The sequence below is a fragment of the Serratia sp. CoH_134_PS_4 genome, from assembly GCF_058190535.1.
Genome location: NZ_JBXWKI010000007.1, coordinates 175,696 through 189,417, shown reverse-complemented (window position 1 = coordinate 189,417; position 13,722 = coordinate 175,696). Strand labels below are relative to the sequence as shown.

General features: G+C 57.7%; 11 protein-coding genes. 5 read left to right on the top strand and 6 right to left on the bottom strand.

All coding sequences use genetic code 11. From position 1 onward, the window contains the following. Positions 1-23: 23 nt before the first annotated feature. The 3 genes from AC2FCQ_RS13325 (at position 24) to selB (ending at position 3,927) form a co-directional block, all read left to right on the top strand. Positions 24-629, top strand: coding sequence for a glutathione S-transferase (locus AC2FCQ_RS13325; RefSeq protein WP_490308386.1), 606 nt, complete (start codon positions 24-26; stop codon positions 627-629). Positions 630-697: 68 nt separating this feature from the next. Beyond that, positions 698-2,089 carry an L-seryl-tRNA(Sec) selenium transferase gene (selA, locus tag AC2FCQ_RS13320; RefSeq protein WP_490308385.1) on the top strand — a complete coding sequence of 464 codons (1,392 nt, stop codon included), beginning with the start codon at positions 698-700 and terminating at the stop codon, positions 2,087-2,089. Next, positions 2,086-3,927, top strand: coding sequence for a selenocysteine-specific translation elongation factor (gene selB, locus AC2FCQ_RS13315; RefSeq protein WP_490308384.1), 1,842 nt, complete (start codon positions 2,086-2,088; stop codon positions 3,925-3,927). The genes selA and selB overlap by 4 nt, the downstream gene beginning before the upstream one ends. Positions 3,928-3,950: 23 nt before the next feature. Here the strand turns inward: selB and AC2FCQ_RS13310 are convergent, their stop codons facing one another. Continuing rightward, on the bottom strand, positions 3,951-5,198 hold the full coding sequence (locus AC2FCQ_RS13310) for an MFS transporter (RefSeq protein ID WP_265556663.1): 1,248 nt from the start codon (positions 5,196-5,198) through the stop codon (positions 3,951-3,953). A 219-nt stretch (positions 5,199-5,417) separates the two neighbouring features. Here AC2FCQ_RS13310 and AC2FCQ_RS13305 point away from each other — a divergent pair, with 219 nt between their 5' ends. Beyond that, entirely contained in the window at positions 5,418-6,410 is a 993-nt protein-coding gene (locus AC2FCQ_RS13305) for an acyltransferase (protein ID WP_209637984.1), read from the top strand. Here the strand turns inward: AC2FCQ_RS13305 and AC2FCQ_RS13300 are convergent. The 5 genes from AC2FCQ_RS13300 to xylA all read right to left on the bottom strand — a co-directional run bounded on the left by AC2FCQ_RS13300 (position 6,405) and on the right by xylA (position 12,337). Further along, the gene (locus AC2FCQ_RS13300) at positions 6,405-7,328 is read right to left on the bottom strand and encodes a GlxA family transcriptional regulator (RefSeq protein ID WP_490308383.1); all 924 of its coding nucleotides are present in this window, start codon (positions 7,326-7,328) and stop codon (positions 6,405-6,407) included. The two genes, AC2FCQ_RS13305 and AC2FCQ_RS13300, sit on opposite strands and share 6 nt — an antisense overlap. Before the next feature lie 8 nt (positions 7,329-7,336). Beyond that, complete coding sequence (locus tag AC2FCQ_RS13295; protein ID WP_265556666.1) at positions 7,337-7,882, bottom strand: cysteine hydrolase family protein; 546 nt, start codon at positions 7,880-7,882, stop codon at positions 7,337-7,339. A 100-nt stretch (positions 7,883-7,982) separates the two neighbouring features. Beyond that, on the bottom strand, positions 7,983-9,377 hold the full coding sequence (locus tag AC2FCQ_RS13290) for an amidohydrolase family protein (protein WP_265556667.1): 1,395 nt from the start codon (positions 9,375-9,377) through the stop codon (positions 7,983-7,985). 145 nt (positions 9,378-9,522) lie between these two features. Continuing rightward, on the bottom strand, positions 9,523-10,974 hold the full coding sequence (xylB, locus tag AC2FCQ_RS13285; RefSeq protein WP_265556668.1) for a xylulokinase: 1,452 nt from the start codon (positions 10,972-10,974) through the stop codon (positions 9,523-9,525). A gap of 43 nt (positions 10,975-11,017) precedes the next feature. Continuing rightward, positions 11,018-12,337 (bottom strand): xylose isomerase, encoded by a 1,320-nt coding sequence (gene xylA, locus AC2FCQ_RS13280; RefSeq protein WP_490308382.1) that lies wholly within the window; start codon positions 12,335-12,337, stop codon positions 11,018-11,020. Between the two features lie 365 nt (positions 12,338-12,702). Here xylA and xylF point away from each other — a divergent pair, with 365 nt between their 5' ends. Further along, positions 12,703-13,698, top strand: coding sequence for a D-xylose ABC transporter substrate-binding protein (gene xylF / locus AC2FCQ_RS13275; RefSeq protein WP_490308381.1), 996 nt, complete (start codon positions 12,703-12,705; stop codon positions 13,696-13,698). Positions 13,699-13,722: the final 24 nt, after the last annotated feature.

Below are 13,722 nucleotides of genomic sequence, written 5' to 3'. Positions count from 1 at the left end.
TTTGCAAGCCGAGGGGAAGACTGATGAAGCTTATAGGCAGTTACACCAGCCCTTTTGTCCGCAAGATTTCCGTGATGCTGCTGGAAAAGGAGATCGCGTTCGAATTTGTTAACGATCCGCCCTATGAGCCCGGCAGCCGGGTAGTAGAGCTAAATCCGCTTGCCAAGGTACCGGTGCTGGTGGCCGATGACGGCGCGGTATTTTACGATTCGCGCGTGATCGCCGAATACCTGGAAACCTTGCCCCTGGCGCCGGCGTTTTTACCTGCCGACCGCATGGAGGCACTGCATATCCGCCAGGTAGAAGCGTTAGCCGATGGCGTGACTGAGGCCGCCGCCACGCTGTTTCGCGAGAGCAAACGGGCATCGGAGAAACAGGACGAAAACTGGATCCTGCGCCACCGTGACAAGCTGACACACGGGCTGGATGCGCTGGAAAAACTGGCGCAGGAAAAAAAACGCCTGAATGCCGAGGTGCTGACGCTGGCGGATATAGCGACCGGCTGCGCGCTGGGTTATCTCAATTTTCGCCGTATCATGCCTAACTGGTGCGTTGAGCGCCCTGCGTTGATCAAACTGGCCGAACGCTTGTTTGCCCGCGAAAGCTTTGCCTGCACGATGCCCCCCTGATTTTCTCTCACCCCGCTGCGGCGGGGTTCTGCTTTATGCCGAGACCACAACACTTAAACCGAGCGACCATGAGCACTGAATCCCAGCACCTTTACAGCCAGTTACCCGCCATTGATCGTCTGCTGCGTGACCCCGCGATCGAGCCCTTAGTGGCGCAGCATGGCCAAACGTTGATAAGCGAACTGTTGCGCCAACTGCAATTGCAGGCGCGTGAGACGATAAAACAACAGCAACAGTTACCCGACTGGTGCGGTGACTGGCCGCAGGCGCTTGGCGCCGCGTTGATGCAACGGCAGCGTTCAGCATTGGCGCCCGTGTTTAACCTGAGCGGTACCGTGCTGCACACTAACCTTGGCCGCGCCTTACTGGCGCAACCGGCTATCGAGGCGGTAACGCGCTCGATGGGCTCGGCGGTGACGCTGGAATATGATCTGGATGGTGCCGGGCGTGGGCATCGCGACCGTGCTATTGCAGATGTGCTGTGTCAGCTGACGGGGGCGGAGGATGCCTGCATCGTCAATAACAATGCGGCGGCAGTATTGCTGATGTTGGCGGCGATCGCGCCGGGTAAGCAGGTGGTCGTGTCACGCGGTGAGCTGGTAGAAATTGGCGGGGCTTTCCGTATCCCCGACGTGATGCGTCAGGCGGGCTGCCAGTTGATCGAAGTGGGCACTACCAACCGCACTCATCTGAAAGACTACCGCAATGCGATTAACGATCAGACTGGCCTGCTGATGAAAGTACATACCAGCAATTACAGCATTCAAGGATTTACCGCTGCGGTAGACGAAGCTGAACTGGCGCAGCTTGGCGCAGAATATGGCCTGCCAACGGCTACCGATCTGGGCAGTGGCTCGCTGATTGATATGGCGCAGTACGGCCTGCCGGCCGAACCTATGCCACAACGGCTGCTGGCGGCCGGGGTGGATCTGGTGACATTTTCCGGCGACAAACTGCTGGGTGGCCCGCAGGCGGGCATTATCCTGGGCAAAAAGGCGCTGATTGCCCGGTTGCAGCAGCACCCACTGAAGCGCGCACTGCGCGTTGGCAAGCTGACGCTGGCTGCGCTGGAGGCCACCTTGCGCCTCTATCAACAACCCGAACTGCTGGCGCAACATCTGCCGACGCTGCGTTTATTGACGCGCCCACAGCAGGCAATGGAAGACGCCGCACAGCGTCTGTTACAGGCGCTCATACCGCAGTTCAGTGCGCAATTCCGCCTGCGAGCCGAACCCTGTTGGTCGCAGATTGGCAGCGGCTCGTTGCCGGTGGATCGGCTACCGAGCTATGCATTGACCTTTGAGCCGCTTGATGGCCGTGGGGCAACCCTGGAGGCATTGGCTGAGCGTTGGCGCCGCCTGCCGCAGCCGGTGATTGGCCGGATTAACGACGGCAGGCTCTGGCTGGATCTACGCTGTCTGGAGCAGGAAGACGCATTGATTGAGGCGCTGAGCGCATGATTATTGCCACCGCCGGCCATGTCGATCATGGCAAAACGACCCTGTTACAGGCGATCTCCGGGATCAACGCAGATCGCCTGCCGGAAGAAAAACGCCGTGGCATGACCATAGATCTGGGTTATGCCTACTGGCCACAGCCTGATGGCCGAGTGCTGGGTTTTATCGACGTGCCTGGCCATGAAAAATTCCTCGCCAATATGCTGGCGGGCGTTGGCGGCATCGATCATGCCTTATTGGTGGTGGCCTGCGACGATGGTGTGATGGCACAAACCCGAGAGCATCTGGCCATCCTGCGTTTGAGCGGGCGCCCGGCATTGACGGTGGTACTCACCAAGGCCGATCGAGTAGATGACGCGCGTGTTGATGACGTGCGGCGGCAGATTGACGACGAGCTGACGCGGCAGGGCTGGCCTCAAACCCCCCTGTTCGTTACGGCTGCACAACAGGCTCGGGGTATCGACGCATTACGTACGCACCTGCTGGCGTTGCAACCTGATGAACACGCGTTAACGCGCCGCTTCCGCCTGGCGGTGGATCGCGCGTTCAGCGTGAAAGGCGCAGGTTTGGTGGTGACAGGCACCGCGTTGGGGGGGCAGGTCGCGGTGGGCGATACCTTGTGGCTGACGGGCGCAGATGCCCCCGTGCGGGTACGCGGCTTGCACGCCCAAAACCAATCGGTGGAGCAGGCGCAGGCCGGGCAGCGTATCGCATTAAATATCAGCGGTGATATCAGTAAAGAACAGGTGGCGCGCGGTGACTGGCTGCTGGCCAAGAAACCGCGGGTGGCCACCGAGCGTATTCTTGTCGCGTTGGATGCCGACCAGCCGATACGGCACTGGCAGCCTTTGCATTTGCATCATGCTGCCAGCCATATCACCGGGCGGATTTCTCTGCTGAATGAGACGTTGGCGGAGCTTATCCTCGATCGCCCGCTGTGGTTGGCGGAAAACGACCGGCTGGTGCTGCGGGATATTGGCGCACGCCAGACACTGGGCGGCGCAAGGGTGTTGAGTTTGACGACGCCGAAGCGTGGCAAGCGCCAACCGGAATATCTGGCCTGGCTGGCATCACTGGCGCAGGCTGACAACGACCGGCAAGCCTTGGCACTGCATCTGCCCAATGGGGCGCTGGATCTGGCGGCGTTTGCCTGGGCACGGCAGCTCACCGACAGCGAGCTGGCAGCGATGTTGGCGGGCCACGAGCTGCTGATTGCCGGCGATATGGCGCTAGCGCAGGAGAATGCGCTGCAGAGCCAACAGAGGTTGTTGCAGGTATTGGCTGAGTATCACCAACAGCATGCCGATCAACTCGGCCTCGGGCGTGCCAGGCTGCGTCGTATGGCTCTGCCACAGCTCTCTGAACCACTGGTATTTATGATGATCGATCGGCTGCTGTCAGCCGGGTTGATCATTAATACGCGAGGCTGGTTGCACTTGCCGGAGCATGGCCTGGCGTTCAGTGCAGAAGAACAGACACTGTGGGCACGTATCGACCCCCTGTTCGGCGACGAGGCCTGGTGGGTGCGCGATCTGGCTGCTGAGTTGGGCGAGGGCGAGGCGCGCGTGCGGGCGACATTGCGTAAAGCCGCACAGTTAGGCCAGGTTACGGCGGTGGTGGTGGATCGGTACTATTCAAGTCGGCGTATTGAACAGTTTGCCGCGTTGATTCGTGAGCTGGATGCGGCGCAGGGCAGTGCGAACGCGGCGGACTTCCGCGATCGGCTCGGCGTCGGCCGCAAGCTGGCCATTCAGGTATTGGAATTCTTCGATCGCAGCGGTTTTACCCGCCGCAAGGGTAACCAGCATCTGCTGCGCGATGCTGGTCTTTTTGGCGGGTAAGCGGGGCGAAGGCCCCGCTTGGTTTAAAGCGCTTCGGTCGGCGTCGAGGTTGCGTCGCCATTGCGGCGTTTGCTGAGGAACAGCGCCACCAGTGCCAGCCAACACAGGCCGCTTATCAGGTTGAACAGATTGAACAGCCCACTGCCGCCCCACACGTAAGCCACTTTTGCCAGTTCGATGCCGACGGTAAATACCATCATGCTCAGCATGCCCATGGTGGCGGAGACGGTGCCTTTACTGACGTTACTGGAGAACAGCGTCAGGCGGTACAACCCGGCGTTAGCCAGCCCAATACCGTAAGCGTACAGGCTTAGGCCCGCAGTCATCCACAGGTAAGCGTGGCTAGAGAATAGCGTAGCCAGTGCCGCAATCAGCAGCCCCAGCATCATGGGTACCGCACCCAGTTTGATCAGGCGTTGTACGCTGTTCTTACCGGTCATGCGTGCCAGCGTTAGGTTACCGAGGATCAGCGCGCCAAATACCGGGATTTGCAGCAGACCGTAGTCCAGCGTCGACAGTGACTCGCCGCTGATCAGGATCACCGGTGATTGGGCAATCCAGGCCAGCAGCGGCAGGCTGGCGAAGCCGATAGCCAGCGCTCCACAGATAAAGCGGCGGTTGGCCAGAACCTGGCGATAGTCGCGCCACAGATTGGCTGCCGAGAGTTTTTCACCCTGTAGCGAAGCGGTTTCCGGCATGGCTTTCCACAGGCCGTAAAACGCAAAAGCCGCCAATGCCGCAAACAGCACGAACATGCTCTGCCACGGCGCGACGTGGATCAGCGCGGCACCGGCCAGCGGCCCGAGCAGCGGGGCAATCAGCGCCACGTTGGCCATCAGCGCGGTGATTTTTATGCACACCGACTCTTCAAAGGATTCCTGTATCGTGGCGTACCCCACCGCACCGATAAAGCACAAGCCAATCCCCTGCAAGAAACGCATAAAGATAAACTGCTCGATGTTAGTCACCAGCAAAATGGCCAGACAGGCGACGATAAAGAACGCCACGCCAGCCAGCATCACCGGACGACGACCACGGCGATCCGACAACGGCCCCAGTAGCCATTGCAGGAAAATACCGCCAGCCAGATAGGCGGTCATTGAGGTTGGCACCCACTCTTCACCGGCGTTGAAATCTGCCACCACGGCCAGCATGCCCGGCTGGATCATATCGTTAGCGATATAGGTGGCAAATTCAAACAGCACCAGACAAAGAGGGAATAAAAGCGCCTGTCGACCCAAGCGAGCCGCAGGTGGTAATGTTGTTTTCATATTTATTGTACTGAAAGTAAAGAGAAAATAAGGAACTGTCAGGGCGGGAAGCGCAATCTGAGCGAGTTGTGGCGGCTATTTTGCCGCCAATTGTTCACCTTAGCAATAATAAGGTGTTGTTTCAGCACATTCTGATATTACCCGCCAGGGTTGCCACCCACACTTTCGCTCGTTAACCTCTTTTTAACAGACAAAGATGACAACACTGCGGGCGACCTTTTGAGTAATAAAATTGGCTGGATAGATAACTTGCGTGCGGTGGCGTGCATGATGGTGGTGATGATCCACGCGACCACCTATTACGTCACTAGCGGGGTGACTGTGGGTGAGCATAACTGGGACATTGCCAACGTGCTCAATTCTATGTCGCGCGTCTCGGTGCCGTTATTTTTCATGATTTCCGGCTATCTGTTTTTCGGTGAAAAAAGTGCCGGCAAAAAGCATTTCATTCGCATTGGTTGCTGCATCCTGTTCTACAGCGCCATCGCGCTAATCTATATTGCTGCGTTCACTAAAATCGGTTTTTGGCCGTCGCTGCGCGGCATCCTGTTGAAGCCGGTGTTTTACCACCTGTGGTTCTTCTATGCGATCGCAGTGATTTATCTGCTGTCGCCGCTGATCAACGTCAAACCGGTATCACGTCGCTATCTGGCCGGCGTACTGGTGATCCTGGCGGTCATCGCCAACCCCAATACCCATTCCATGACGCTGGGGAATACTCACTTACTGCCGGTCAATTTGTACATCTACGGCGATACTTTTTACTACTTGCTGTATGCGTTGGCTGGCCGAGCCATTGGCATGATGAACACACAAGGGCGCGGTGTCAGCGGGTTGGCGGCATTGGGCTTTGTGGTGAGCGTGGTGTTGATCATCCATGGCACTAAAAGCCAGATGTTTATCAACGGCAACTTCGCCGATACCTACTACATCTATTGCGGCCCACTGGTGTTTATCGCGGCGGTATCACTGATGATCTGGTTTAAGAACTGTTTGCCGGAGCCGATTGGCTGGTTGAGCGTTTTTTCCCGACATTCGCTGGCGATATACGGTTTTCACGCCATTATCGTCAATTTTATGCGTAGCCGACACCTGGAGCTGACGCCCCACCCGTTATTGGATATTTTCTGGGTATTCGGTGTGGCACTGGCGCTCAGTCTACTGCTGTCGATGGGGTTACAGAAAATAGACGGCCGACGGCTGGTATCATAACAGCGTCGCACCGCGCTGCTGGGCGCGGCGCAGTTGGCGGCCAGAGGAAAACCCGGCGGCCAACGCCGCTTTCTCCAGCCCGTACCCTTGCTGCAAGCGCTGTTGCGCCACCGCCAGCCGCAGCTGCTCATGATATTCTCGCACGCTGATGCCGATATGGCTGCGGAACAAGCGCGCCAGATGGCGGCTGCTAACGTGGGCTTTTTCCGCCACCTGTGGCACTGACCATTCGGCTTCCGGTTCGGCGGCCATGACATCCTGTGCGCGATGCACCGCCGGGTGCAAATGGTTGCGGTAGCGCAGCCAGGGCGAAAGCTGTGGGTCGTCGCCGGAGCGGCGAAAATAGACCACCATCTCGCGAGCGATTTCCATCGCCCGTGTGGCACCGCACTGGCGGCTAATCAGGTGCAGTGCCAGATCGATCCCCGCGGTAATGCCTGCGCTGGTGAATAGGCTGCGATCTTCAACAAAGATACGGTTTTCTTTTACTAATGCGCGAGGTGCCTGCTGGCGCAGGCGTTCGATCACGTCGTGATGCGTCGTGCATTGATGGTTGTCGAGTAAACCCGCCTGTGCTGCCAGCAGCGCACCGGAGCAGACGCAGACCAGCGTGATACGCTGCCGTTGCAAATCGGGTTGCAGTGTCGCCAGCCAGTGGCGGGCCTGTTCTGCCGGTTCATTGGCGAAGAAACGCTGCGAATCGCCCACCCCAGGGACCACCAAAATAGCGCCGTCTTCCAGCCGTTCGGGCAAGGGCAGCAGCTGACTCAGCGTCATGCCTATAGAACAGGTTATCTGCGGTAGCGGGCTTATGTAGTGCAGACTGAACTGCCCGGCCAGACGCAAGGTTTCTGCCGGGCCGCTGACGTCCAGTGACAGCACGTTGGGCAGCATCAGAAAGTAGACGGCCTGCAGCATGATGACTCCTATGAGAGTTGCGCCAGCACCTCATCCACACTGGCGAGCTGGGCGAAGCGGTCGACCAGCACGGTCTCAGTATGCCGTTTGAGCTGTTCAGTGGTAAAGACTTCCCCGTTGGGGTGCTGCATTGGAAACGTCATCGTGGCTTCGGTGACGAAAGTCACCCGATAACCCAGATCGGACGCTACCCGAGTGGTGGTTTCGCAGCACTGTTCAGTGCGGATACCGGAGATAATGAGATGATCAATATTCCGTTCGCGCAACCAGGCGTCCAGGCCGGATTCGGTCAGCGCGTTGTGCACGTGTTTGTGTACTGTGATATCGGCCTGATGATCGAGGAACGGCAGGCGTTTCACCCAACCTGAGGCCAATGAAAAAGGCCCCTGTGGGGACACGTGGAATACATCAACCAGCGCGACACCTTGCTGGTGACACCCCGCGATCAGCCGCGTCAACGCCTGTTGGAAAGCGGGAACATCCTCCTCTTGCCAGAATGGACGGTGCTGGAATGATTGCTGAACATCGATGATCAATAACGCGCTACGTGACATTTTCGGCCCTCCGCCAATTAGGTATAACGCCATACTGCGCCGTTACCTTTCATGACAGAAGGCCAAAAACGGCCATCATAGTGACATCAGCGGACCAGCATCAGGCTTTACCAACCTGACCTGCCACCAGGCGTCCCCGATGGAAGGTCGCACTGCGCGCCGGCAGGCGAGCGACGGCCTCGGCGGAGCAACTGGCATTGACCAGCACGAACTCCGCGCTATCACCGGCTTTGGGCCAGACCCGTTGGCCTTTATCGTTCAACGGCAGCACGCCGCCGGTGGAAATCGCCATGGCGCGTGACAGGTGGAACTCGTCGGAACCCCGATAGAGTTGGGCGTAAAGGTTGGCCTTTTCCAGGATGTCACCGGTGCCGAACGGCGACCAGTGGTCGATCACACTGTCGGTTCCGGTCATCACAAATACCCCTTTTTCACTGAGCTGCGGTAGCGGCATCATCAGCCCGCCAATCGGCACCGTAGAGGCAATGGTGATTTGCTGCGCTGCCAGTCGGGTGGCGGTTTCCTCCAGTTCTTTCGGGTTTAGCACGGTCAGGGCAAAGGCGTGGCTGATGGTGACTTTTCCGCGCAAAGAGGGGGTCTTTTCTACGGTGGCGATCATGTAATTGATTGCCGCCACGCCGGCCGGGCTGGTTTCATGCAGGTGAATATCGACGCCTTTACCGGTGTCGAGCGCAATCTGGAACATCGCGTCCAGCGACTTCTCCATGGCGCCGTCGACGTTGGTCGGATCCAGCCCGCCAACGTATTGCACCCCCATCTGCATAGCTTCACGCATCAAACCGTCGATTTTCGAATGCAGCAGGCCGTGCTGCGGGAAGGCAACGATTTCGCAGCTGAAGTCTGCCTGATGTTTTTCCAGTGCCAGTTGCAGGTGTTCCAGGCTTTTCAGCCCGCTGACCGGATCGATATTGCAGTGGCTGCGCGCCACGGTGCTGCCTTTGGATTGCAGCAGGGCGATCAGGTTTTCTGCGCGCTGTTGCGAGGTGGGCAAGAGTTTGGGGATCAGCGTCTGTTCCAGCGCGATCATGTCCATGATGGTTTTGCCCTGACGCGGGCGCGGTGCCTGCCATGGGCCGCTGTAAAAAGTTTTATCCAGATGGATATGCATGTCGCGAAATGCCGGAAGCAGCAACTGACCCTGCGCCTGATAGCGCGGTACACCGGCAGGTGCCGGCGCATCCTTGGCGTGGATAGCGGCAATGTTGCCGTCTTTGATTTCAAGCTGATAGAGCGCAGTGCGGGTGCCGATGACGGTGTCGCCGTCATACTCAAAACCCTCTTCCAGCCGAACGTCGCTCAGCCAGTAGTGGCTGTCGGTCAGGGTCATAGGTGTGGTCTCCGGGACGCATGCGCTGCCCGTTGGTGTGGCGGCCTGCGCCACGCCCCCCGTCAGGCCGATTACTGCACAGGCGGTGGTGATTTTGCCGGTTTGGCTGAGGAAAGCTCTGCGGCTTTGTTGTTGGTTTTTTTCCACGTTCAGTTCCTTAATCCAGAGGTGAGGTGCGTCAAAAGACAGCCACCAATTTAGGAGAGGAACCGATGGGGTGGCAGTGACATTTGCCACTGGCGACTATTCGATTTGGCAATAATAAGGGGGCGCTGTTTGCCCCCTCCCGGTTTTACATCAAGGGTAACAGGCGGGAATAGAGCTCGCGGAAGGTGCTGCGCAGCGCAGTGTAATGCGAGTGGCGCTCGGCATCGGGGATATGCACCTGCTCCAGCGGCAACTCAGGCAGCAGCGCGCTGAGTGGGCGCTGCGGGTTCAGGGCAATTTGGGCCAGTCGGGCGGCACCCAGCGCCGGGCCAACGTCGCCGCCGGTGCGATACTCCAGCCGTTGACCACTGATATCTGCCAGCATCTGCCGCCAGAATGGGCTGCGTGCGCCGCCGCCAATCAGGGTGATGCCAGAGGGTTGCAAACCGCTGGCATGCAATACATCCATACCGTCCGCCAGGGCGAAGCCGACGCCCTCCAGCACGGCTCGCGCCAGATCGTTCGGCCCATGTTGATGGGTCAGGCCCCAGAAGGCGCCTTTGGCATTGGGGTTGTTGTGCGGCGTGCGTTCGCCGGACAGATAGGGCAAAAACCACAGCGGGGCCGCCGCCGGGGGGGCCTGTTCGACATTGCGCAGCAAAGTGGCGACGTCATCGACGTTGGTCAGTTTGCACACCCAGTCCAGACAGGATGCTGCACTGAGGGTAACTGACATCAGGTGCCAGGTGTCAGGCAGCGCATGGCAAAAGCTGTGCACCGCGCTGGCCGGGTTGCTGAGAAAGCCGTCGCTGACTGCAAAGTAGACGCCGGAAGTACCAAGCGACAGCATAGCCTGTCCGGCCTGATACAACCCGACACCGATAGCCCCGGCGGCATTATCCCCCCCGCCTGCCACGACGGGTACTGGCGGCATACCCCAGCGCCGGGCCAGGTCGGTATGCGTTTGCCCGGTAATCTGGTTGCCCTCGAAGAGGTGTGGCATTTGGCGGCGGTTCAGGCCGCAGGCGGCCAGCATCTCGTCACTCCAGTCACGCTGCGCCACGTTCAGCCAGCCGGTGCCAGCGGCGTCCGACATGTCGCTGGCGAATTCACCGGTGATACACCAGCGTAAATAATCTTTCGGCAACAGTACTTTATCGATCTGTTCAAAGAGCTGGGGTTCATGTTGTTGTACCCACAGCAGTTTAGGGGCGGTGAAACCCGGCATCATCAGGTTACCGGTGATTTGCCGTGATTGCGGCACCGCCTGTTCCAGCGCCTGGCATTGCGCACCACTTCTGCCGTCATTCCACAAGATTGCCGGGCGTAATACCTGTTGCCGCGCATCTAACAGCGTGGCGCCGTGCATCTGCCCGCTGAGGCCAATGGCTTTCACCTGTTGCAGGCTGTGCTGCTTACCCAGCGCCAGCATGGCGCGATCGGTGGCGAGCCACCAGTCCTGCGGCGCTTGTTCTGACCACAGGGAATGGGGGCGGGATATAGGCAACGACTCACCATGGCTGGCAAGCAGTTGGCCCTGCTCACTGAGCAAAATGACTTTTACGCCGGACGTGCCGAGATCGATGCCGATATACATTGAAAAGATCCTTAAAGGCGCGGCGAGTGCCGCGCGGGGTCAATTAGCCGAACAAATAGCGGTTCATCAGGTTTTCGAGCTGTTCCTGGCGGCCGCTGACGTGCTGTGGCGCCAGTGCATGTCCTTCAGCGTACTGTGCCAGCGCTTCGAGCGACAGTTTGCCCTGCAAAATTTGCTGGCCCAATTCACCATTCCAGCCGGCATAGCGTTTCGATACCTGCTGATGTAGCTGACCGTCAGCCACCATTTTTGCCGCAACCTTCAGTGCCAGAGCCATCGTATCCATGGCGCCGATATGGCCATAGAACAGATCGTACTTGTCGGTGCTTTGGCGACGGACCTTGGCATCGAAGTTCAACCCGCCGGTGGTAAAGCCCCCGGCCTTGAGGATCTCGAACATGACCAGCGCGTTCTCTTCTACGCTGATCGGGAACTGATCGGTATCCCAGCCCAGTTGCGGGTCACCCCGATTGGCATCGACAGAACCGAAGATACCCAGCGCGATGGCGGTGGCGATCTCATGGTGGAATGAGTGACCCGCCAGCGTGGCGTGGTTGGCTTCGATATTCACCTTAATCTCTTTTTCCAGGCCGAACTGCTTGAGGAAGCCGTAGACGGTGGCGACATCGTAGTCGTATTGGTGTTTGGTCGGCTCCTGCGGCTTGGGTTCAATCAGCAGGGTGCCCTGGAAGCCGGTTTTATGCTTGTGCTCCACCACCATTTGCATAAAGCGACCAATTTGTTCGCGCTCCTGCCGCAGATCGGTATTGAGCAGGGTTTCATAGCCTTCACGACCGCCCCACAACACGTAGTTTTCACCGCCCAGCCGCTGGGTGGCGTTCATGGCGGTGAACACTTGAGTGGCTGCCCAACTGAAGACCTCCGGATCCGGGTTGGTGGCGGCACCGGCACCGTAACGCGGATGGGTAAAGCAGTTGGCGGTGCCCCACAGCAGTTTCACGCCGCTGCTGTGCTGCTTTTCTTCCAGCACGTCGGTCATGACCGCAAAGTTGTGCAGATACTCTTTCAGCAAGGCGCCTTCCGGCGAGACGTCGACGTCATGGAAGCAGTAGTAAGGCACATTCAGCTTGTGGAAAAACTCGAACGCCACGTCGGCTTTGCGCTTGGCCAGTGCCAGTGCGTCGCCGGGTTGCTGCCAGGGGCGATCGAACGCGCCGACGCCGAACATGTCCGCACCGTTCCAGCAGAAGGTGTGCCAGTAGCAGGCGGCAAAGCGCAGGTGCTCCGCCATGCGCTTGCCGAGCACCAGTTCATCCGGGTTGTAATGGTGAAAGGCCAGCGGATTATGACTGGTGGGGCCTTCGTAGCGCACTTGCTCAAGCTGATCAAAATAAGATTGCATTATCGACTCCTGGGTAGCAATGCCCGGTTTACGGGATGGCTTTATCTTCGGAGTTTGCGACAGGCGGCTCAATTACGTTATTTCACAGTTAAATTCACAGAATTATTAAATGTGCGACAGATCTCATAATTGAATATAACCGCAGTTTATTTAAGGCTTAATTCGTTTTTATTTGTCGACCTGCTGTTTTTCAGCGTGAAAGCATGACCGCCATCATAAAAATAACATTAAACCAAAAATCATAATTGGCCGGTAAAAATCAGTAATTGCCGAATAATAAATAAGCGATAACAATCCGCTCTAAGTTGCATCACCAGCCTGTTTCAATTATTGCCCTTACACGTTAAATAACAAAGGTATATAAGATGAAATTTAAACCTGTGTTCCTTTCGGTCTGCGCACTGCTGGCGCTGGCCAGCCAACCGGCATTCAGCAAAGAAGTCAAAATCGGCATGGCGATCGATGACCTGCGTCTTGAACGCTGGCAAAAAGATCGCGACATCTTCGTCAGCAAAGCCAAGTCGCTGGGAGCAGACGTGTTTGTCCAATCAGCCAACGGCAATGAAGAAACCCAAATGGCGCAGATTGAGAATATGATCAACCGCGGTGTCGACGTGCTGGTGATTATTCCCTACAACGGCCAGGTATTGAGTCACGTCATCAGCGAAGCCAAGCGGGAAGGCATTAAGGTCTTGGCTTACGACCGCATGATCAATAACGCCGATATTGATTTCTACATCTCCTTTGATAATGAAAAGGTCGGTGAGTTGCAGGCGAAAAGTCTGGTACAGCGGGTACCGCAGGGCAATTATTTCCTGATGGGCGGCTCGCCTGTAGATAACAACGCCAAACTGTTCCGTCAGGGCCAAATGAAGGTGCTGCAACCGCTGATCGACGACGGGAAAATCAAGCTGGTGGGCGATCAGTGGGTCGACGGATGGTTGCCGGAAAACGCATTAAAAATCATGGAAAATGCGCTGACTGCCAACAATAACAACATTGACGCGGTGGTCGCCTCTAACGACGCCACTGCCGGAGGCGCGATCCAGGCCCTGGCTGCACAGGGCCTGGCGGGCAAAGTGGCCATTTCCGGCCAGGACGCCGATCTGGCTGCGGTGAAGCGCATTGTCGCCGGTACCCAGACCATGACGGTCTATAAGCCGATCAGCAAATTGGCCGATGAGGCCGCGGACATTGCCGTGCAATTGGGCAAGGGCGAACAGCCGAAAACTAACGCCACCTTAAATAATGGCAGCAAAGAAGTGGCATCCTGGTTATTAACGCCGATCCCGGTTGATAAAACGAATATTGAAAGCACCATTATTGCCGACGGTTTCCATAAAAAAGCCGACATTAATTAATCAAGACAGCCGGTAATGTGGAGG